Source organism: Arenibacter sp. P308M17 (assembly GCF_003426735.1).
Lineage (GTDB): Bacteria > Bacteroidota > Bacteroidia > Flavobacteriales > Flavobacteriaceae > Arenibacter.
In genome coordinates this window covers 851,258-872,832 of the sequence record NZ_QVON01000002.1, presented here as the reverse complement: position 1 = coordinate 872,832, position 21,575 = coordinate 851,258, and the positions used below count along the sequence as shown (strand labels likewise).

The following is a 21,575-nucleotide window of genomic DNA, read 5'->3' as shown; positions in this document are numbered from 1 at the left end:
AGCGAATTTTTTAGTCCTAACATGAAGCTGACCATTAAAGAGGGCTTCCTTAAAAACTACTATAGAGATCGGCAAATGCGTTTACAATACGTCCGTCTTTGGTTATAATACCCTTATTGAGTCCACCTATCACAAGGGCATTTTTTAAATTTTCAAAATCATCGGTACGGAACTGCCTGTCCATATCCAGTTGATTGGCACTTAACAAGGACTGCCATCTTACGACATCCGTATTGCAATTAATTCCAATAAAAGTAAATTCGGGCCTATTTTCGGATAGTTGCGCCACGCGCGTAAGGATATTCTGGAAGTTGGATCTCTGGGTTCCCGACCAAAAATAAAATACGGCATTTTTTTCCTTTTCGGCAATTTCCTGTAGGGTAACCAAAGTTCCATCCGTGTTGAAAACTGAAATATTGGGCAATTTATTGCTGGGCTGTAGATTGTTTACACCTTGGTAAATGGCTTCAATCTCGGCACTGTGACTATTGTTTCCTGAAAATCTGTGAAAATCGTTAAGAAAAATTCTATTGTTTTCATGCGTATCATGTACACTGATCAAATAGTCCATAGCCACATTTCTGAATAAATTGTCTCTCAGGTTTTTTTCGATGACGAGGCTATCGATCAGTTTTAATTTGTGCTGGTTAAAATGTAATTTATTCTTGACGATGTCATGGTGCGTATCGTTACATTTTGTATAACAGCCCATATAGGATAAATTATTAAAATGGGTCTTCATAAAATTGTAGTAGTACCTATGGTAGGTTAGACTTTTATTGTTGTAGTCTACTTCCTTTCTGTAATCGTAAAAGTTGTTGGGGAGCTCTTGGATATTGCCTTTTCCGGTCTTTCTCCTGTTCCAGAACGGATATTTTTCCTTGTAGATATAATAGTTGTAATCTATACTGGCCTTGGCCATTTCTGTTGCCCTATCGGAAAGGGTACCATCCATTATCAGGTCGTTAAGGTCATTTACCTTAATGTTTTTTAAGGAATCCAAAATATGGGAAAATTCCTCTGGACCAAGTTGGGAATAGGAATAAACTATGGCCGGCTCCGATTCCGTACTTAAAAAGAACTCAACAAGAAAATTATTTATTTCTTCCCCTTTCCCCGAAAATATCAATGTTTCGTCAAAATCTTCTGTATTTAGGCGGATCATCAAACTATCTCCCTTTTCCAGATACACGTACTGTAATTCAGGACTATGGTCAAAATGATATAAACCTTCCTCAACAGTATCCAATTGAATACTGAATCTATTATCGCCATCCAGTTTGGCCGAATCTATGGCAATATCATCCTTAAATAGAACCACAAATGGGCTGGTGGGATTTACAATTTCACCAGCAAAGAATGCACCAGGGGATTTTTTTTCTATCGTACTGCAACCAATCAGCGCAACTAGAAAAGAATATAGTAAAGGTTTATTCATATGGGAATAGCTACTTTATAGTGAACAAATCTAATAAAAGCAAGAGATAGAGGCTGTTAATTGTGAGTTAAATCTACTGAAACTTAGTTAAGGCGACCTCTAAAGGCGTTGTAATATAGTTGCTTTAACGGGTTAATTTTTGTTATTTTTGCACAAAATTTAAAATATTATATATGCTGTCAGTATCAAATTTATCTGTGCAATTTGGGAAAAGGGTTCTTTTTGATGAAGTAAACGTATCCTTTACACAAGGTAATTGTTATGGTATTATTGGCGCCAATGGAGCGGGAAAGTCCACCTTTTTACGAATTCTATCAGGACAAATAGACCCTACATCCGGTCGTGTCCACTTGGAACCGGGCAAAAGGATGTCCATCCTGGAACAGAATCATAATGCCTATGACGAATATACTGTATTGGAGAGTGTGGTAATGGGAAACAAACCTTTGTTCAAGATAAAAAAGGAAATAGATGCCCTATATGCCGACTACAGTGACGAAAATGCGGATAGGATAGGGGAGTTACAGGTGCAGTTTGAGGAAATGAACGGTTGGAATGCCGATAGCGATGCGGCAGCCCTATTGTCCAACTTGGGCATTACGGAAGAATTTCATTATACCTTAATGGGCGACTTGGACTCCAAGCTTAAGGTAAGGGTTTTATTGGCGCAGGCCTTGTTCGGTAATCCGGATGTGTTGATAATGGATGAGCCGACGAACGATTTGGATTATGAAACCATTAATTGGCTGGAGAACTTCCTGGCCGACTATGAGAATACGGTTATTGTAGTTTCGCACGACAGGCATTTTTTAGATTCGGTCTGTACCCATATTGGTGATATAGATTTCGGAAAAATGAACCTATACTCCGGGAACTATACCTTCTGGTACGAGAGTAGCCAGTTGGCTGCCAGGCAAAGAGCACAACAGAACAAAAAATCCGAGGAAAAGGCCAAGGAATTGCAGGAGTTTATTCAGCGGTTCAGCGCCAACGTGGCAAAGAGCAAACAGGCCACTTCCAGAAAGAAGATGTTGTCCAAGTTAAAAATTGAGGATATAAAACCTTCAAGCAGACGTTATCCTGCCATTATTTTTGAAAGGGAAAGGGAGGCAGGAGATCAAATATTGAACATTGAAAAACTGTCCGCAACTACTGAAGAGAGCGAAATTTTGTTCCAGGATGTCAATATTAATCTGGCCAAGGGGGATAAAGTGGCCATAATTTCTAGGGATTCCAGAGCTACAACAGCATTTTACGAGATAATAAATGGCAATAGAAAGGCGGACAGCGGTTCCTTTCAATGGGGGGTTACTACCAACCAATCCTACCTACCTGCAGATAATGCCTCCTTCTTTACCGAAGATATCAACTTGGTCGATTGGTTAAGGCAATGGGCCAAAACGGAAGAGGAAAGGGAGGAAGTAAATATCAGGGGCTTTTTGGGAAAAATGTTGTTCAGCGGTGAAGAAGCCCTTAAGAAATGTACGGTTTTGTCCGGTGGGGAAAAGGTACGCTGTATGTTGAGCAGAATGATGCTAATGAGGGCCAATGTAGTTATGTTGGACGAACCTACCAACCACTTGGACCTGGAAAGTATAACCACCTTCAATAATTCCCTAAAGAATTTTAAAGGTACCGTTCTCTTTACGACCCATGACCACGAATTTGCCGAAACCGTGGCGAATAGGGTAATAGAATTAACGCCAAAAGGTAATATTGATAGGTATTTGACATTTGATGAGTATATGTCCGATAAGAATATAAAGGAGCAGCGAAACAAAATGTATACGGTTCCGGTATAGTTTTGTAGGACCCAATTCCTACAATGAGCTATAAGCAAAAGGCAGTGGGCAGTGAAATCCGTTTTTTTGCATACGCTTACCGTTTACTGCCCACTGTATACTAGGTTTTTAGGTATTTGGAATTCCAGATGGCGGGATTAAAATTTTTGCCCAAAGCAAAGCCATAAAATATGACAATGGAAGCAAGACATTTGAACATAAAAAAGAAAATTACCCAAAATTGAAAGCTGGAACTTTCCTTCGAGAACAAGCCGTTGGGGACCAAAAGGGTTATTAGATAACTGATGCTTACTACCAAAGCAATTAGATTCACCAGACTTTTGAAAGGCCACATCAATATTTTTCTCAGAGGATGCAGGTCATGGCCCCATTTATGGATCAAATAATAATGGTCATTCCCGATCGGGGCAAATAAAATGGGATCGTCCCTGTCTTTCAATTTAAAAAGTTTGGAGGGAGCAAGAATTTTAAACCCCTTTAATTCCAGTTCATGCTCTTTTTCCAGTTTTTTAATTTTGGTGATCGCCTCTTCCGGTATTTTACCTTTAAAATAGTGGGAATCCAAAAAACGCAATCTATAATCGACCGCTATTTTTTTTATATGGCGAAGATGGTAAATTTCGGTAGTAGCCAATAGATCAAAATTAAAGTCATTGGAAACTAATTCGGCCTTGTTTTTAAGATTGGCCCCAATTCTTTTCCGGTCATGGTCCCCTTTGGCCAAAAGACGGTAAACTTCATTTATTAAACTATCGGCAGCCTTGTCCCTTTGTTTGGCCAGAATAAGCTTTTCCTGAATATTGGTTCTTTTCAACAACATTTTATATTCTTTTATAGCTACGTTTATAAAATTAAGAAATTAAGGTTTTCCAATTTGGTTTAGGGCGTTAAAAAATAAAATGGGCCGTGAATCCTAATGACAATGTGACCAAATCGTAACCTGAATGGCTATATTCCGATATTTCAAAATTAGTTGATAACTTTTTTTAGAACAATAAACCTATTATTGTATATTGTCGAAGAATTTAACCATTCGTCGATTTTTTAGTAATTCCCAAGTCAGAACCAATGAAAAGCTATGTGTCCGTTTGCGCAATACTATTTTTAATTTCTTCCCTTGCTTATGGACAAACTTCTTTCATTGAAAATAGCTTTTTACAAAAGGAAAGTTCCATTATAGAAAGTGCTGCTGATTCAGGACATTACTATACCTTGTTGGAAGCCGTAAAGGCGGCCAATTTGGATAAAATATTGGATGAGGATGGCCCTTTTACCGTTTTTGCGCCCTCGGATATGGCTTTCAAAAAACTTTCCAAGGTAAACCTGAGGGAATTGTTGTTACCGGAAAATAAGCAGGAACTCTTTTCGCTTTTAACCTACCACATTGTTGCCGGCAACATAACGGCCTCAAAAATTTTAAAGGCTTTGTGCAACGGTAATGGAAAGGCAAGTTTTACAACTGTTCAAGGCGACAAAATTTACGCGTCTATGGACGGACTGGATATAATACTAACGGACAGGGCCGGGAATAAGGCCAAGATAACCAGTGCAGATGCCAATCAATGCAATGGGATTATCCATGAGATAGACAGTGTTATCCTTCCCAATATTCTTATAACGGCAAATCTACCGTAATTCAGCTCCTAATTCACTTTTATAGCGCTGTAAAAGCTTATTCATTATATTATCTATCTGTTTGTCCGTCAAAGTGCCGTTTTCATCCTGCAAGGTGTAGCTTACTGCGTACGACTTTTTGCCTTCGGGTAAATTTTTACCATTGTACACATCGAAAAGGTTTACCTTGGTCAAAAATTTCCGTTCCGTTTCCAGTGCGATATCATAAATTTGCTTAAAACTCACCTGTTCGTCCACCAGCAGGGCATAGTCTCTTTTCACTTCAGGATATTTTGGAATGTCCTTATAGATTATTTTGTTGTTCACAATGGCTTCCAAAATATAATCCCAATCAAAATCTGCATATAGCACCTCTTCCTTAATATCAAACTCCTTTAAAATGGACTTCTTGACTACTCCAATGCCCACAATGGGCTTATTGGCCAACAACAGGGAAATACCCTCCGAAAGCGTATCGCTTGAAGTAGGTTGGGAAATAAGTTGGGCAAGACCCAATCTATTCAAGAGGTTTTCTGCAATTTCTTTAAGGTAGAAGAAATCTACCTTTTTGGGAGGAGTGGTCCAGTTATCTTCCAATCTGTTGCCGGTGATAAGGATGCTTAGGTGCTTTTTTTCCTCTTTCTTGGTCGGATACTGATGATAGGTCTTTCCGAATTCGAATATTTTAAGGTGGTGCATCTGCCTATTGCTGTTGTGTGCAATGACCTCTAGACCTGAAAATAGCATGGATTGACGCATCACCGACAAATCGGTACTAAGGGGATTTAACATGGCTATGGTATGCTCCTCGCTAATATCTTTCGATAATTTGTTATAGGTCGGGGACGTTAGGCTATTGGCCAAAATTTCATTAAATCCGTTCGAAGCTAAATAATTACCTATTATGTTTTGAATCTTATAGTCCTCAAATTTGGAAGTTGGGGCAATGGAAGCATTCAATTTTTCTTTGAACTCAACATTGTTATAACCGAAAACGCGAAGAATTTCCTCAATCACATCGACCTCCCTTTGAACATCTACGCGATAAAAGGGAATTGATAATCCAAGACCGGATTCTGTAACATTCTTTACCTTGATGTCCAATGATGCAAGTATTGATTTAATAGTGTCCTTGGGTATTTCCTGACCTATCAGTTTGTTTATTTTATCGAAGGTCAAAAATACGTGGTAGTCATCCTTTTTCTTGGGATAAATATCTACTATTTCCGAAGTGATATCACCTCCTGCAATTTCGTGAATAAGTAGTGCGGCCCGTTTTAGGCAATATTCAACATTATCTATGTCAATTCCCCGTTCAAAACGGAAGGAAGCATCTGTATTTATACCGTGTCTTTTGGCGGTTTTTCGTATGGAGACCGGATTAAAGAAGGCGCTTTCCAGGAATATACTACTGGTGCTTTCCGTAACTCCGGAATTTTGCCCGCCAAGCACCCCGGCGATACAAAGGGGCTTCTCAGTATCGCAGATCATAAGATCTTCGTCGCCCAATGTGCGCTGAACTCCGTCCAGAGTAGTAAATTGGGTTCCCTTGGGAAGTGTTTTTATCACTATTTTGTTTCCTTTTATTTTTGCAGCATCAAAGGCGTGCAAGGGTTGTCCCAATTCGTGCAGCACATAGTTGGTAGCGTCCACCACATTGTTCTTTGGGGTAATCCCAATGGCCCTTAATCTGTTTTTGAGCCAGTCTGGGGAGGGTTGTACAATTAAATTACTAATGGTAATTCCACAATATCTTGGTGCCAGTTCACTTTTAATTACTTCGGCATCTATTTTTAAGGATCGGTTTACAATGTTGAAATTGGTTACTGGGGGGGTAATCAGTTCCTTATGGATATCCCTTTGTTTGAATCCGGCCTTTAAATCCCTGGCAACTCCATAGTGGCTCATGGCATCGGCCCTGTTCGGGGTTAGCCCGATCTCGAATACCTCATCCAGTTCCACTTCAAAAACTTCGCTACAAGGGGTTCCTACTTTTAAGCCATCGGGGAGTACCATAATTCCGTCGTGGCCTTCGCCCAATCCAAGCTCATCTTCGGCACAGATCATACCATGGCTTTCCTCTCCACGAATTTTTCCTTTCTTTATCTTCCAGGCTTCCCCTTCCACTGTATAAAGGGTTGTTCCTATAGTGGCCACAGCCACCTTTTGTCCTACCTCAACGTTGGGGGCACCGCAGACAATTTGCACTGGAGCCTCAAGTCCAATATTTACGGTGGTCAGTTTTAATTTATCCGCGTTGGGATGTTTTACACAGCTTAAGACTTCGCCAACTACGATTCCTTTCAATCCCCCCTTGATAGATTCAAAAGGGGAAATACCTTCAACCTCCAGGCCCAAGTCGGTTAACAATTCCGCTGTCCTATTTGAATCCCAGTCAATTTTTAAGAACTGTTTCAACCAGTTGTAAGATATTTTCATCGAGCTTTTTTAAAGACCTCAAATATAAAACAATGAAAGAAGACATTCAATATGTAATTGATTGAATGTCTTAATTTTTATTTTCCAAAATTTTTTGTTGCTTAATTCGTTATTTTCCTTTCAATTTTATAGTAGGGAGGAGGAAAATAGCGCCAAAAGGCACTTTTAATGTGTAGGGCTATCGGACCTTAGATGATGGTAGATCTTCCCAATCCTATATTCTCGTAATTGTAATTGAGGTTTTCATCGGAATCTATTATGTTTCCGGCTATAAAATCCCCTACCTGGCTAGTGCCATATTTACTGGAAGGGTTAAGATCCTTGGTCACCACATTTTTTCTCATGGACTTGTCTACGGCAATTACAACGGCGAGCGATTCCTCATTCAATCCGAAATGGCTCAACATCATGGCCGTTGATAAGATGGAGGCTACGGGATTGGCTATGTTTTTTCCAGTTGCCTGGGGGTAGGAACCGTGGAAGGGTTCAAACATAGCATGCTCATTACCGATCGAGGCCGAAGGTAGAAGTCCCTTGGATCCGCATATTGCACTTCCTTGGTCGGACAAAATGTCCCCGAACATATTATCGGTGAGGATAACATCAAAGTCGTTCGGATCCAACATCATTTTCATGGCAGCATTATCCACAAATAAAAAATCCAATTGCACTTCCGGATAGCTTTCAGATATTCTGGTTACCACTTTACGCCAAAGTCTGGAGGTTTCCAAGACATTGGCCTTGTCTACCAATGTTAATTTTTTGCGTCTATTCTTGGCGGCCTTAAAGGCCAAATGGGCAATTCTGCCGATTTCCTTTTCGGAGTATTCACATAAATCAGAAGCAACTGTCCCGTCTTCACTAAGTTTTTTTTCACCAAAGTAGATTCCCCCGGTCAATTCACGATAGATAACGAAATCCGTTCCAAAAATCACGTGTTTTTTTAGAGGGGATTTATTTACCAAAGTTGGAAAAACCTTAACGGGCCTAATATTTGTAAAAAGTTGTAATTCCCTGCGCAATTGTAGCAATCCCTGCTCGGGGCGTATTTTGGCGCTGGGGTTGTCATCATATTTGAGAGTACCTATGGTACCAAAAAGAATGGCGTCCGATGCCTTGCAAAGATCAATGGTTTGCTCTGGTAGCGGGGAGCCGTATTTGTCCATGGCAGCAGCTCCGATCAACCCTTCCGTATAGGTGAAATGATGGTTAAAGGTCTCCTCGACCGCCTGTAAGCATTTTACAGATTGTGCCAGGATCTCTGGACCAATTCCATCTCCCCCTAAAAGAGCAATCTTTAGATTCATAATTAGGCTATACTTTTTATTTTTATCCCACTGGCAATGATGATATCATGGATATCCTCATCAAAAATTTCCTTTTGTCTGTCCGCAAATTTCAAAAATTCCTGATACACCACATCAAGTTGGGTCTTGGTAAGTTCGTACCCTACATTTTTTGCCCTGTAGGCCAATGCCGCCCTTCCACTTCTTGCAGTAAGGACAATGGACGATTCGTTTACCCCAACATCTGCGGGATCTATTATTTCATAGGTCTCCCTGTTTTTTATTACTCCGTCTTGATGAATCCCTGAGCTATGGGCAAATGCATTGGCGCCCACTATGGCTTTGTTGGGTTGTACGTACACTCCCATTTTTTGGGAAACCATCTGGCTGGTGTCATATAGTAATCTACTGTTGATATTCGTATCCAAATTAAGGGTAGGATGCTGTCTAAGGATCATTACCACTTCCTCTAGGGCAGTGTTACCAGCTCTTTCACCAATCCCATTGATGGTGCATTCTATTTGTCTGGCACCGTTGATTACCCCGGCTATAGAGTTTGCAGTGGCCAATCCAAGGTCGTTATGGCAATGACAGGATAGAATGGCCTTATGAATGCCGGTTACGTTTTCCTTTAGGTATTTTATTTTGGCCCCGTATTCCTCAGGCAAACAGTAGCCGGTGGTATCAGGGATATTCAATACTGTGGCCCCGGCCTTAACTACTGCCTCACAGACCCTTGCCAAAAATTCGTTATCCGTTCTACCCGCATCCTCGGCATAAAATTCTACATCCTCAACAAAGGATTTGGCATAGCTTACCGCTTCTATGGCCCTCTCTATTATAGCATCCTTGTTGGAGTTGAACTTAAATTTAATATGGGATTCCGAAGTTCCGATACCCGTATGTATCCTTGGTCTTTTAGCATATTTCAAGGCCTCTGCAGCAACCTCAATGTCTTTTTTAACGGCACGTGTTAGTCCACATACCGTTGCATTTTTTACAATTTTTGAAATTTCCTGCACAGAATTGAAATCTCCTGGACTTGAGATTGGAAAACCGGCCTCTATAATGTCTACCCCTAAAAGATCCAGTCTTTCAGCGATAATCAATTTCTGGTCCGTATCCAATTTGCAGCCTGGAACCTGCTCCCCATCCCTAAGTGTTGTGTCAAAAATATGTACCTTTTCTTTGCTCATTATATTTACGTAATTTTATATGCGCTATACGAATATAGTACTAGTAGGTTTGCTTGTCCTAATCGCAAAATGGCATTTACAACGTTAAATAACTTTTTGAGGTATTTAAAACACTGATTATCAATTATATAAACCTTTATTATTACGATGACAAATGCGCATAAAGATGCATTATTCGTTTTGGTCAAATCCCTTTCCAAGTCGGAGAAACGTCAATTTAAATTGTATGTTGGACGCTTGGGAGTCAACACCGATGCGAAATTTCTGGCCCTTTTTAATTTAATGGATAAAATTAAGGTATATGATGAAAAATTAATACTGGAAAATGGGATCGTCAAGAAGGCCCAGTTATCCAATTTAAAGGCCCACCTGTACAAACAGATCTTGGTGAGCCTTAGGTTAAACCCGGTAAACCAAAATATTAGGGTCCAGATTCGGGAGCAATTGGATTTTGCTACCATTCTCTACCAAAAGGGACTCTATAAGCAGAGTCTTAAAATATTGGATAAGGCCAAGGCCATTGCCATTGAAAATGAGGAGAAAAACGTGGCCTATGAAATTGTTGAATTTGAGAAGTTGATAGAGACCCAGTATATTACCAGGAGTATCCCGGACAGGGCGGATGAACTGGCAGTACAGGCCAAGCACCTTTCGGCACAAAATGTTATTACCAGTAAGTTATCCAATCTTGCACTCCAACTGTATGGGCAGATGTTAAAAATAGGCTATGTCAGAAGCGATGAGGATATTAAAAGGGTTCAGAAATATTTCCATAAGCATCTGCCCAACTATAATATAGAGGACCTTGGCTTTAGGGAAAAGCTTTGGCTTTACAAGGCACATCTCTGGTACAGTTTTTTAACCCAGGATTTTTTGTCCTGCTATAAATACTCCAGTAAATGGGTAGATCTTTTTTATGAAAATAAGGAAATGATCTATTTAAACCCTGTATTCTTTTTAAAGGGAAACCATTATTTGTTGGAATCCTTATTTTATGTAAAATACAGTTCCCAATTTAAGGAGACCTTGGAGAAATTGGAAAAAATTGCGGGGAGCAAGGAATTTCCAGATAATGACAATATAGCGTCATTGAAATTTTTGTATATCAATTTAAACAAATTGAACCTACATTTTTTGGAAGGCAATTTTGAGAAGGGCCTTTATTTGGTCAAAATTGTAGAATACGGGATCAATAAACATAAAGATAGGATAGACCAGCATCATATAATGGTATTGTACTATAAGATAGCCTGTCTTTATTTTGGAAATGGGGACAACAAAGCCTGTATCCAGTATTTAAAGAGGATCATTAATAATAAGCACCTAAAAATGCGGGAAGACTTAATGTGCTTTGCCCGAGTGCTAAGTCTTATTGCCCATTACGAGGCCGGGATGGACTATCATTTGGAAGTACAGTTGAAGAGCACTTATAAGTTCCTTTTAAAAATGAACGATCTACATGCGGTTCAGAAGGAAATGATCAAATTTTTAAGGGGCTTGGGCGATATTTTCCCGCACGAGTTGCCCAATGAGTTTCAAAAGTTGTACGATGAATTAAAAAAATATGAAAACCATCCTTATGAAAAACGTGCTTTCTTATATTTGGATATTATTTCATGGTTGGAAAGCCATCTACAAAACAAACCCGTAGCACAGATTATTAAAGAGAAGGCCATGTCCGTTACCCGATAAAATATATTCTTGAAAAGCAAAAGCCTTCACATAAACCATTTGCTGGAGATCAATCTGGCCATGATATTTATAAGTACTTCAGGAGCACTGGGTAGATATGTACAATTGCCGGTACCCGTTACCATTGCTAGTAGGGCAATCTTGGCATTTTTATTTTTGTTGCTTTATTGCAAATGGAAGAAAATATCGTTCCGTATTGCCAAAAAGGATTACCCCATTATTTTTTTAGGCGGTTTTTTCATGGGAATCCACTGGTTGGCCTATTTCTACGCCCTGCAGCTTTCCAACGTGGCCATTGGTATGTTGTCCATGTTTACCTATCCTATTATAACGGCCTTACTGGAGCCGTTGATTCTAAAAACGCCCTTCCAAAGAATTCATTTTCTACTAGGACTTTTGGTATTGGCGGGAATTTATTTGTTGGCGCCCGACTTTGATACCGGCAATTCGCATATATTGGCAGTGGGTCTTGGTGTTTTTTCGGCATTGGCCTATGCCGTTAGGAATATTATCCTAAAGTCCAGGGCGGCCCATTACAATGGGTCTTTAATGATGACCTATCAAACAGGTCTGGTAGGGTTTATATTGGGTCCGGCATTTTTTATTTATAATGTAGATGCAATTGCCGACCAGTGGCCGGCACTGTTAACATTGGCCCTTTTTACTACTGCTATAGGTCATACCTTGTTCCTGAATTGTTTTAAGCATTTTAGTATTACTACCGTAAGTATCCTAAGTAGTGTGCAACCGGTATACGGTATATTGATCGGAGTGGTTTTTCTATCGGAAATTCCTAGTTGGACTACGGTAATGGGAGGAGTACTTATATTGAGCTCCGTGGTTATTGAGAGTGTAAGGTCCTATAAATAATAGCAAGTGTTTAGTCAGGCCTAAACCTAGGGGTAATCCAATGTGTCTCTTGAGCCGCTCCTGCGATGCAAAAACGCTTACATAGCATGGCTATGCAACATTTTTTTGCCTTGGCCAGATAAAAAATAACAGCGACTTAAACGACACAGTAATATTGACACGACACTGGGAAAATCACAAACAGGCATTCCAAACGGGATCCTTTGGGGGTGGGGCCATAAGTTGTAACAATTCTTTGCTAACGGGATGTATAAATGTAAGGCTTCTAGCATGCAAATGTATGCTTCCGTCCTTATTGCTCCGGTCCGAGCCGTATTTTAAGTCCCCTTTTATGGTACACCCAATGGCTGCCAATTGTGCCCTTATTTGGTGGTGCCGCCCGGTTTTTAAATCGATCTCCAATAAAAAATAACGATCCAATTGCTTTATGACCTTATAGTCCAAAACAGCTTTCTTACTATCTGGAACCTCATTTTTGTGACTGTAGGATTTATTTTGTTTGGGATTGCGTTTCATCCAATGGATCAAAGTGTCCGCTTCTTTGTCGGGAATTTTGTTCACTACCGCCCAATATGTTTTTTGGGCATCTTTTTCGGCAAACAATTTGTTGAGCCTGGGCAGGGCTTTTGAGGTTTTGGCAAAGACCACAATACCTGTTGTAGGTCTGTCCAAGCGGTGCGCCACTCCTAAATATACGTTTCCCGGTTTGTTGTGTTTTGTTTTAATATACCGTTTTACAACCTCGCTCAGGGGAGTGTCCCCGGTCTTATCGCCCTGTACAATATCACCGGCCCTTTTATTAATGGCGATAAGGTGGTTATCCTCGTATAGGACCTGAAGATTCTCAGGGGTAGAAATTGTTTTTAGGGACACTTTTATAGAATTTATTATCTAGTTCATCGATTATCCGTGCACTACAATGGTCGGTATTATGTAGGGATAATTGTGTACGGTCTTTAGTATTGTTCTTCGTCGCTTGGGAAGTCCCTCGTCTTTACATCGTCCACATATTTGGAAATGGCATTGCCCATTTCCTCATATAGGTTGAGGTATCTTCTCAAGAATCTTGGATTGAATTCCTGGGTTATCCCCAAAAGATCGTGAATTACCAATACCTGGCCATCTACACCATTACCTGCCCCAATGCCAATAATGGGAATGGAGACACTTTCTGCTACTTCTTTGGCCAATTTGGCCGGGATTTTTTCAAGAACTATGGCAAAACAACCCATTTTCTCCAAAAGTTTGGCGTCTTCAATGAGTTTATGAGCTTCCTCATCTTCTTTTGCCCTTACGGTATAGGTGCCAAATTTATAAATGGATTGAGGGGTTAGGCCCAAATGTCCCATTACGGGGATGCCGGCATTTAGAATTCTTTTTACAGATTCCTTTATTTCCTGTCCACCCTCGACCTTTACGGCATGGGCACCACTTTCTTTCATGATTCGGATAGCGGAGCGCAATGCCTCTTTGGGATCGCTTTGATAACTTCCGAAAGGGATGTCTACGACCACTAGGGCACGGTTTACGGCACGTATTACCGAGGAGGCATGATAGATCATCTGGTCCAAGGTAATGGGCAGGGTAGTTTCATGTCCGGCCATGACATTGCTGGCAGAGTCGCCCACCAATATTACATCTACGTTGGCGGCATCTACAATTTTGGCCATAGAATAATCATAAGCCGTCAACATGGATATTTTCTCTTCGTTTTTTTTCATATCCACGAGAGATTTTACGGTAATTCTTTTGTATTCTTTTTTGGCAGTGGACATCTATTATGTTTTTGATGGGATAAAAGTAATGATTTGTTCCAAAAATCGTCAACCTTACCATCGTTAGTTCCGATGTTTTTATTTTTTTTGATTATTTTTATGGATGCTTCGATCCATATATCATGAACAAAATTGTTGTCACTTGTTTTATGTTGTTTTTGGCGTTTGGGATAGAGGCGCAAAATGGAGGAGAGGAGATGGTCAAAAATACAATTGATTCTTTTTTTAAGGCGTTTCACCAACAAGATTCAACGGCCATCAAAAAAATAGTGTCCGAGGATATTGTTTTACAGACCATTGTAAAAAATACCGAGGGTTCAGAGCAGGTTAAAACAGAAAATTTTCATCAATTTTTAAAATCGATCGTATCCATTCCCTCCACTACCAAATTTGAAGAAAGGATACGGACCTATAATATCCAAATAGATGGTCCTATGGCCAATGCATGGACCAGCTATGAGTTTTGGGTAAACGATAACTTTAGCCATTGTGGGGTAAATTCTTTTCAACTGTTTAATGACCAAGGCCTTTGGAAGATTATATATTTGATCGATACAAGAAGAAAAGAGGGCTGTAATTGATTGGGGCTATTGGTTTTTTGTAGTTAAAATAAATTCTATCAGGGCTTGCGGCTGGTCGGTTTGAATACCGTCCACCCCAAGATCAAGTAATTTTTGCCATTTCTGATGCCATTTCTTGGGATCGTCCCCATTATCGTCTACAAAGACCTTGACTTCTTTGGAATGTATTTGCTTAACAAAGGATTTAGAAATATTGCCCATGTCCGAAGCCATATATTTGGGGGCATAGTCTTTAAACACTTTCCTTATATTCCTTTTGTTGCCGGGATCGGGCATTATAAGGCATTCCGGACAGTTGGTCTTTATGGAAATTAGTTCATTATGGGCGCTGGCAGGAAGGTACCAAACAATGGCATCTTCCATCCCATATTTTTTAATGAACGGGATCAAGTCTTTGGGATCCGCTTCCTTTAGGTCCAGATAGATTCCTATTTTTCCTTGGCAAAGCGCTAGGATTTCTTCAAAGGTAGGAATTTTGGTATTTCTCCACTTTTCCCCTAATTTGATGCCTATATCCATGCCATGTAATTGGGACAAGGTAAAATCGGCCACCTTTCCGGTTTTTCCGATAACATAGGCGTCTATGGTTGCGTTATGTACACTTACAAATTTCCTGTCCTTGGTGGTCCTGACATCAATTTCTATATAATCGCACCCCAAATCTATGGCTTTCCGATATGCTGCCAGCGAATTTTCAGGAATTCCGTTATGCTCACCTCTGTGGGCTATAACATAGGTGTTGCCATTTTTAGGTTTGAACGGTCCATTTTGTGCATGGCCACTACCTAGGAATAAAAGGAAAATAAACCCTATTATTTTAGAATATCCACACATTTGATTTTTTATTGAAAGCATTTCAGGAATGTACCATTGTGTCCTATTGCTTAATTAGCTTATGGTAGGCGGCCAGATAGTAGGGTAGGAGGTAAAAGGTGCCTTCGTGCTCCGCATATCCATTACCTTCATTATCGTGGAGAACAGTGGCATCACGGTCCAATCTTACATGACCCCTTTCGTCTATTGGCAAGGCATAGGTATCATTGCCCCAGCCCATACCTTTGGCCTGGCCCGGTGTAGGGTCCAGTAAAATATCAAGTCGGTGGGTGTTGTCCATATCATAGCCTATTAGATCCAATGGAATTCGCTGTAAGGTTTCCGTCATGTAGCGGTTGTCCAAGCTGCTTTCGTAGTACCTGTCAATACAGGCCTTTGCAAATAAAGGATTTTCAACAAATAGTTCCTCGGGCTTAAAAAAACCTTCGTCCACCTTTTGGGTAAAAAAACCGGCCATGGCACCATAGAGTCCGTCCCAAAAGGCATTTTTTTGCTTACTGATATGTAACCAGGCGTTCTCTAGGGCAATACGGTACATAATCTGCCTCTCCGGATTTTTTTCATAATTGATGAGGCCGTACAGACTCATAAGGCCCAGATTATTGTCCCAGGGTACCGCATTTTCCGGAGGAAAAAATTCTTTGGCATGCATGGCGTAGATATCGTAGTTTTCCTCTTCCCGAAGCTTTTCGGCCACTTCTTCATATTTGGTGTCTCCAGTTACATGGGAGGCCACATTTAAAAAGGAAAGCATCATCATGGCATTTAAACCGCGTTGATCCCAGCCCCAAATGGAATTGAAATAATCCGGATCAAAACTCCCCCAACGGGTTGGTTTCCCGTCATAGTCCACTAATTTGAAACCATGGCGAATCAGGTGATCGGTAATGTCCGCAACCACTTGTTTAACGGCTTCTCTTTCTTCCTTGGTCTCCGCAACCAAATCATGGTAAATACCATAATAAAAATAGTGGCCGGCCAATTCATCGGAGCTGGTATCGCATTTCCACCTATAATTCCCGTCCTCACTAAGGGGAAAACGAGGAAAGATATCTTTCCAGAAGGGGTCGTTTTTTTGATTCCTACTATTGTATTCCCTGCTGTATTGTTCATTAACAGGTTCATGCCAATCCACAGGAATGATTACCCTTGCAGGGAATCCTGGTTCATGGGTAATGTCTACCAGCCACTTCAAGGCATAAAAGCTTCTATTGGCCAGTTCCCTGGCCTCAGGATCTTTGGTAATGGCGTATCGGAAAGCCTGTGCGGCCCCGTACATGGCGGTATATTCCCCATCGTTATCTGAAATGGCCAATTGATTGGTGTTTATATTGAACTGTTCTTTCAGATCATTTTGGCAGATAAATCCCATCCTGTTATGTCTTTCCTCTACCTGTTTTGTGAAATAAGCCGCTTTTTCGGTATAGGTCATTTCCTGGGAAACGATTTTGGCCAGGCCGTTTCTGGTGGCGATCCAGGCTGTGCCACAAGAATCAATGGCAATAGCGTTTACATGGTTATCCGGTAACCACCTGCGGTTGGCCCTATAGAAAAAAACATTATCGTCTACCCTGAAGGCCCCATTTTCAGTACCGAACCAAACCATACCTTTTGAACCGGGCGAAGCACAGGTGAAATGATTGTAGGGTACCCCTTCCCTTCCGGTAAATAGCTTCCATTCGCCTTTCTCCAAACGGCCTATACCTTGTTTGGCACCGAACCACAATCGGTCTTTTGAATCCACTGTTAGTGCAGCTACCTCTTTTAGGGCCCAACTATAATTTATATCGTAGGGCAGTTCCTGTTTCCATTTGTTGTTGTCCAATTTTTTATACAGTCCATTTTCACATCCCACATAGGTGGTATTCCTATAATGTATTGTACTAAGTACCTTACCTGCCTCCTTTGGTATTCCCTTAAAATTAGGTAGGGTAGTAGGCGAACCTTTTTTATTGTTGGAGATCCATTTGGAATTCCTCCATTCAAATTGTCCCGAAGAGGAAGTAGCCATTGGGGCATTGTCCACTATTAATATTTTATCGATACTGCCTTTGGGAAGTCCTTCGGAAATACCATTGATTAGGGCAACATCCTGGTAAAATACGGTTTCCTGTGCGCAGATTCCAGAGGAAAAATAAAGAATTACGCTCATTGAAAATAGGATTCTATGCATATTGTAGCATTTAAAGGTCGATGACAAAAATTTGCATGGTAGGTGTATTTCCGTTTTCGGAAACTATGCGGTTGTAGGCTATTTTACGTCCGTCGTGGGACCACACCGGATTTTTTGGCGGATTTTGGGAAGGCTTGGTCAAGATCGTACTTTTGCCATCTTCAATGCTCAGACCTATCAGGGAATTTTGCCATACGTATACCAGGCTATGCTCTTTGGGATGCCAACGAAAATGACCTTGTACGTCCGAGTCATGGAAAGTTCGCTGTATGGCCTGGCCTCCCCATGGTGAGATGGTAAATATTTGTTTAATGTTATGGTCATCTTTGGCCAGATAGGCAAGAATGCTTCCTTCATATGAGGAGCGCACAATACCTTCGCAACCTGGGTATTTGCTATTGGCAGTAAAGGTCAGCCTACGTTGGCGGGTTCCTTTGGGCGGGGAGGGCAGGCTTGTCTCCGTACCTTCTAGGGGAGTATCGCCCTGAACGGTAATATCCTCAGGAATATCCACTATATAGACCTCATCTACCTGTTCTCCTTCATTATTTAGGGTAGCGCCTATAAAGGCCCTTGCCCTTTGGGTAGCTCCATCGGATTTTAGGTAACCTACGCGTCCTACCCAGCTGTCTCCCGCCGCCTTAAGAATTTCATCGGAACCTGGCACCGGTTCCGGTACTACTTTTACGACTAACGCACTGAACCATTCCCCTGAAAAATTCTCCCCGCCATGGGATTCGGGCACGGTTACCGGGTGATGCATAACAGACACCCCTATGGTTCTAAGATTATGGGAAAGGCCAGTGGAATCTTCAAGTTTCTTCATTATGGCATCATTATAGGTAAAGCCTATCCATTTTCCGTCACCACTAAATTCATGCCTATGGGTCCCCCCGCGCAGGGCCCCAACTGTAAATGGAAAGGATATATCCCTCGCATCCATAAAAATGGGCTTTCCAGGTTGTTCATCCTTGATTATTACTCCGGTCCTCCTCCATTGCTCATAGGGTTTGTCCAGGGAGCAATTCAATAACCCATGTATAAAAACCACTTCGTTGTTGGTGTGGTTATAACTTACGGCTCCTACCCCGGGACCGTAGGCCCTGTTTTGTTGTAGTTCGTACAAAACTACCTTTTCGCCGGTCTTGACATGCACCTTTTCAATTTTACTATTTGCCCCAATACCTCCTTCCTCGGTTCTGGTGTCATACACCAGCCATTCATCATCTGGGGAAAAATTGTCATTATTGTCCAGGTCATGGTTATAAGTAAGATCTTGGGTAATTTGTCTTTCCATTTTATAATTGTCTTGTCCACAGGCACTAAAAAGTATGGGTGTAATGAAGAGAAGGAGCATTGGTCTACATTCTAAATTTAAATTCATTAGTTTTCTCTTGTTGTCCATACTATTACTTGGGTCGTTATTACTCACTAAGTGAGATTTAAAATGCTCCAACGCTTGCCAGCCTTTGTTGGCAGACAGGCCCGTCCGTATCCGTTCAGGCGGGCGTCGAAATGTTTTTCAGGTTTTTTGCATGATGCCTCGTGGGCCTGCCCAGAGGTTGTTCTCTTTATATTCAAATTTCAATCCTTATTTTGAGGGGCACTTATAACCCCTAGGTACCTGCCCATCCAATAGGGCAATAGCCAGATATCCCCTGCAGAGTATTCTTCCGTACCATTTCTACCCCCATCCAGGGTAAACATGTTGGCGTTATGCCTTTGTACCCGGCGCTCATCAGGAGGCAATACCTCTTTAGTTGTCTGTTCCCTAAAATTTGGTGCTATAAAAGTAATGTCTTTTCTATGACTGTTCAGTACCTCCCAAGCTACCATGTCCATTGGGTGTTCCCTAAGGTACCAGGCCGCTTCTTCCAAGTCGAATTCCCCAGTCCCGGTGAGGGCGGTCATAATATTCCAGGCACCCTCTTTTTCAGGGCGTTCAATTTCCCAATGGTCAATGATGGCTTCTTTAAATTTGGTTTTTAGGGTGTCGTTAAAGGCATATCTATAAAGTCCCCAATACCCTACAAAATACATTTCATCATCGGAATGGTTCCAGGATTCGGATAGCATTTTGCTCCAGTCATCCGCATCATCCGGGGCCTTGGCCACTTTCTCCATGGGCCACATTAGATTGTCGAGATAGCCATGGTTATCCATTAGGTCGAAGGCTTTTTCCTTGTATTTTTCCTTTCCTGTAAAATGATAGGCCGTTTGTAGCATGCCTATAATATTGGAGGCATTTATTTTACGATCCCCTACCATCTTGGGTCTTGCATTAACATATTCCGGGTTCCAACGGCCCCATGTGGTAGGTTTGCCATCAAAATCTACCATATACATATCATTTCGTACAATATGGCTCATGAGGGTGTCTATAAGAACAATAGCGCGATCTTTCAGATCGTTGTCCATTAATTCGGCCATGACTCCATAGGCAAAGATATGCCCGATGGCCTCATCGCTACTAGTGGTAGATTTCCAATCCCATTCGGGGTCATTGGTATGCTGCCACCTTTCAGGATCTCCCAATCTTTCTATATAACCACTACGCTCAAAGGACCTGGAGGGAAATCCTGGAACGGGATTGATACTGAACAACCTTTCCATGGCGTCCATAGATTCCCTACAGTTTTGAAGGGCGTCTTCGGATTTGGTCACTGCATAGCGAAAAACCTCTCCTGCCAGGTACATAGTAGTCCATAGTCCGTCGTTATCGGAATCTGAAAGTCGGCCCGTATCAAAATTACCACTTTCCATATCCACAAGTGTGGCATTGAACCCTAGTCTAATATGTCTGTCCCGTACCTGTTTTTCATAATATTGTGCCTTGTCAAAAAGCGTCATTTCTTCATATACTATTTGTCCAAGGCCCTTGTCCGTCACCATCAGAATAGAACCGTCTGTACCTTTGGATATATGTTTAACATTGTTGTCCGGCAGCCAACGTTTTCCATAATAGTAATTGAATTTGCCATCGTCTTTCAGCATAAATGCCCCTTTGGTGGATCCGAACCAGAGATTTCCATTAATTTGCCCTACATAGTTAATTTCAGTCCATGGTAATTTGGTCTTTTTTTCACCAATCTGTTTTCCGGAAGTGGCATCCACTTCGAAATACCCATCCAAGGTGGTCACTATTAATATATTGTCCAAAAGGGCGAAGGAGGTAAAATTACTTCCTTCATAAAAGGTTTTTAGGGTTTTATCCTTAGGGTTGAAGGTGGTAACGGATTTTTCTCCCAAAATCCAGAAGGAGTTGGTCTTTTTGTCGAATTTGATGGCTATGGCCATACCCTTGGGCATGGCACCCTGCCAACCCTTATTATTTTTGGAAACATATTGCAACAATTGTCCTTCGCTTATCAGGAAATCAAAATCATTTCCTGCAGCAAACATATTCGCTTGGGGAAGGTTGTGCTTTAGGTATAGGCTACCTGCCCAGGCGTTGCTGAGTACCGCCCTGTCGTCCAAGTAGACAAATTGGTCCTGAAAGGTGGTCATTGAAGAGATATTCTTATCGGCAATAGGGCGGTATGTTTTATCCTGTAAAAGGACGCCGGGGTAGAGGAACTGTCCATCATGGGTACGTAAGATCCCGTCCGATGAGGAGGCTTGGATAACCTTATTACGATCCATAAAAGCTTCGAAGAGCACCAAATCCTCCCTTTGTTTGTCGTATTTAATGCTATAATCCTGCAGATAGGGCACATCCTTATAAACGGGCAATGATTTTGTAGCGGTTTCCCCTTTTGGGGCCTCTGAACAGGATATGCCCACCAGGAGAACAATCCATGATAAATTTCGAAAGCGTTGTTTCATTTCAATGAATATTTTTTGGTTGTAGTAGATTAGATGGACTGTAAGGAATT

Annotated in this window: 16 protein-coding genes; 5 read left to right on the top strand and 11 right to left on the bottom strand. The window is 41.2% G+C overall.

Annotation, left to right across the window (positions count from 1 at the left end; genetic code table 11):
• Positions 1–49 precede the first annotated feature (49 nt).
• The gene (locus D0S24_RS07645) at positions 50–1,438 is read right to left on the bottom strand and encodes a transaldolase (protein ID WP_117019235.1); all 1,389 of its coding nucleotides are present in this window, start codon (positions 1,436–1,438) and stop codon (positions 50–52) included.
• 173 nt (positions 1,439–1,611) lie between these two features.
• Here D0S24_RS07645 and D0S24_RS07640 point away from each other — a divergent pair, with 173 nt between their 5' ends.
• Positions 1,612–3,240: an ABC-F family ATP-binding cassette domain-containing protein gene (locus tag D0S24_RS07640; protein ID WP_117019234.1), complete on the top strand. Its 1,629-nt coding sequence runs from the start codon at positions 1,612–1,614 to the stop codon at positions 3,238–3,240.
• Between the two features lie 100 nt (positions 3,241–3,340).
• Here the strand turns inward: D0S24_RS07640 and D0S24_RS07635 are convergent, their stop codons facing one another.
• Positions 3,341–4,060, bottom strand: coding sequence for a hypothetical protein (locus tag D0S24_RS07635; protein ID WP_117019233.1), 720 nt, complete (start codon positions 4,058–4,060; stop codon positions 3,341–3,343).
• A 248-nt stretch (positions 4,061–4,308) separates the two neighbouring features.
• Here D0S24_RS07635 and D0S24_RS07630 point away from each other — a divergent pair, with 248 nt between their 5' ends.
• A complete protein-coding gene (locus D0S24_RS07630; protein WP_117019232.1) occupies positions 4,309–4,875 on the top strand; it encodes a fasciclin domain-containing protein in 567 nt (188 codons plus the stop codon).
• On the opposite strand, the gene pheT is transcribed toward D0S24_RS07630, so the two are convergent.
• The 3 genes from pheT to D0S24_RS07615 all read right to left on the bottom strand — a co-directional run bounded on the left by pheT (position 4,867) and on the right by D0S24_RS07615 (position 9,775).
• The gene (gene pheT / locus D0S24_RS07625) at positions 4,867–7,293 is read right to left on the bottom strand and encodes a phenylalanine--tRNA ligase subunit beta (protein ID WP_117019231.1); all 2,427 of its coding nucleotides are present in this window, start codon (positions 7,291–7,293) and stop codon (positions 4,867–4,869) included. The genes D0S24_RS07630 and pheT overlap by 9 nt on opposite strands.
• A gap of 188 nt (positions 7,294–7,481) precedes the next feature.
• Positions 7,482–8,600 carry a 3-isopropylmalate dehydrogenase gene (gene leuB, locus D0S24_RS07620; RefSeq protein ID WP_117019230.1) on the bottom strand — a complete coding sequence of 373 codons (1,119 nt, stop codon included), beginning with the start codon at positions 8,598–8,600 and terminating at the stop codon, positions 7,482–7,484.
• Between the two features lie 2 nt (positions 8,601–8,602).
• Positions 8,603–9,775, bottom strand: coding sequence for a 2-isopropylmalate synthase (locus tag D0S24_RS07615; RefSeq protein ID WP_117019229.1), 1,173 nt, complete (start codon positions 9,773–9,775; stop codon positions 8,603–8,605).
• Between the two features lie 147 nt (positions 9,776–9,922).
• Here D0S24_RS07615 and D0S24_RS07610 point away from each other — a divergent pair, with 147 nt between their 5' ends.
• Positions 9,923–11,467, top strand: coding sequence for a hypothetical protein (locus D0S24_RS07610; protein WP_117019228.1), 1,545 nt, complete (start codon positions 9,923–9,925; stop codon positions 11,465–11,467).
• Positions 11,468–11,476: 9 nt separating this feature from the next.
• Positions 11,477–12,337: a DMT family transporter gene (locus D0S24_RS07605; RefSeq protein WP_251795744.1), complete on the top strand. Its 861-nt coding sequence runs from the start codon at positions 11,477–11,479 to the stop codon at positions 12,335–12,337.
• 174 nt (positions 12,338–12,511) lie between these two features.
• On the opposite strand, the gene D0S24_RS07600 is transcribed toward D0S24_RS07605, so the two are convergent.
• Positions 12,512–13,210 (bottom strand): RluA family pseudouridine synthase, encoded by a 699-nt coding sequence (locus D0S24_RS07600; RefSeq protein WP_117019226.1) that lies wholly within the window; start codon positions 13,208–13,210, stop codon positions 12,512–12,514.
• Positions 13,211–13,293: 83 nt separating this feature from the next.
• The gene (gene panB, locus D0S24_RS07595) at positions 13,294–14,112 is read right to left on the bottom strand and encodes a 3-methyl-2-oxobutanoate hydroxymethyltransferase (RefSeq protein ID WP_117019225.1); all 819 of its coding nucleotides are present in this window, start codon (positions 14,110–14,112) and stop codon (positions 13,294–13,296) included.
• 122 nt (positions 14,113–14,234) lie between these two features.
• Here panB and D0S24_RS07590 point away from each other — a divergent pair, with 122 nt between their 5' ends.
• Positions 14,235–14,693 (top strand): nuclear transport factor 2 family protein, encoded by a 459-nt coding sequence (locus D0S24_RS07590; RefSeq protein ID WP_117019224.1) that lies wholly within the window; start codon positions 14,235–14,237, stop codon positions 14,691–14,693.
• A gap of 6 nt (positions 14,694–14,699) precedes the next feature.
• Here D0S24_RS07590 and D0S24_RS07585 read toward each other — a convergent pair whose 3' ends face one another.
• From D0S24_RS07585 to D0S24_RS07570, 4 genes are all read right to left on the bottom strand, one after another.
• On the bottom strand, positions 14,700–15,527 hold the full coding sequence (locus tag D0S24_RS07585; protein ID WP_181938046.1) for a glycerophosphodiester phosphodiesterase family protein: 828 nt from the start codon (positions 15,525–15,527) through the stop codon (positions 14,700–14,702).
• Positions 15,528–15,570: 43 nt separating this feature from the next.
• Positions 15,571–17,700 carry a two-component regulator propeller domain-containing protein gene (locus D0S24_RS07580; protein WP_117019222.1) on the bottom strand — a complete coding sequence of 710 codons (2,130 nt, stop codon included), beginning with the start codon at positions 17,698–17,700 and terminating at the stop codon, positions 15,571–15,573.
• 10 nt (positions 17,701–17,710) lie between these two features.
• Positions 17,711–19,132, bottom strand: a complete 1,422-nt coding sequence (locus D0S24_RS07575; RefSeq protein WP_220377736.1) for a DUF3748 domain-containing protein — start codon at positions 19,130–19,132, stop codon at positions 17,711–17,713.
• 152 nt (positions 19,133–19,284) lie between these two features.
• Positions 19,285–21,525 carry a hypothetical protein gene (locus D0S24_RS07570; protein WP_117019367.1) on the bottom strand — a complete coding sequence of 747 codons (2,241 nt, stop codon included), beginning with the start codon at positions 21,523–21,525 and terminating at the stop codon, positions 19,285–19,287.
• Positions 21,526–21,575 lie beyond the last annotated feature (50 nt).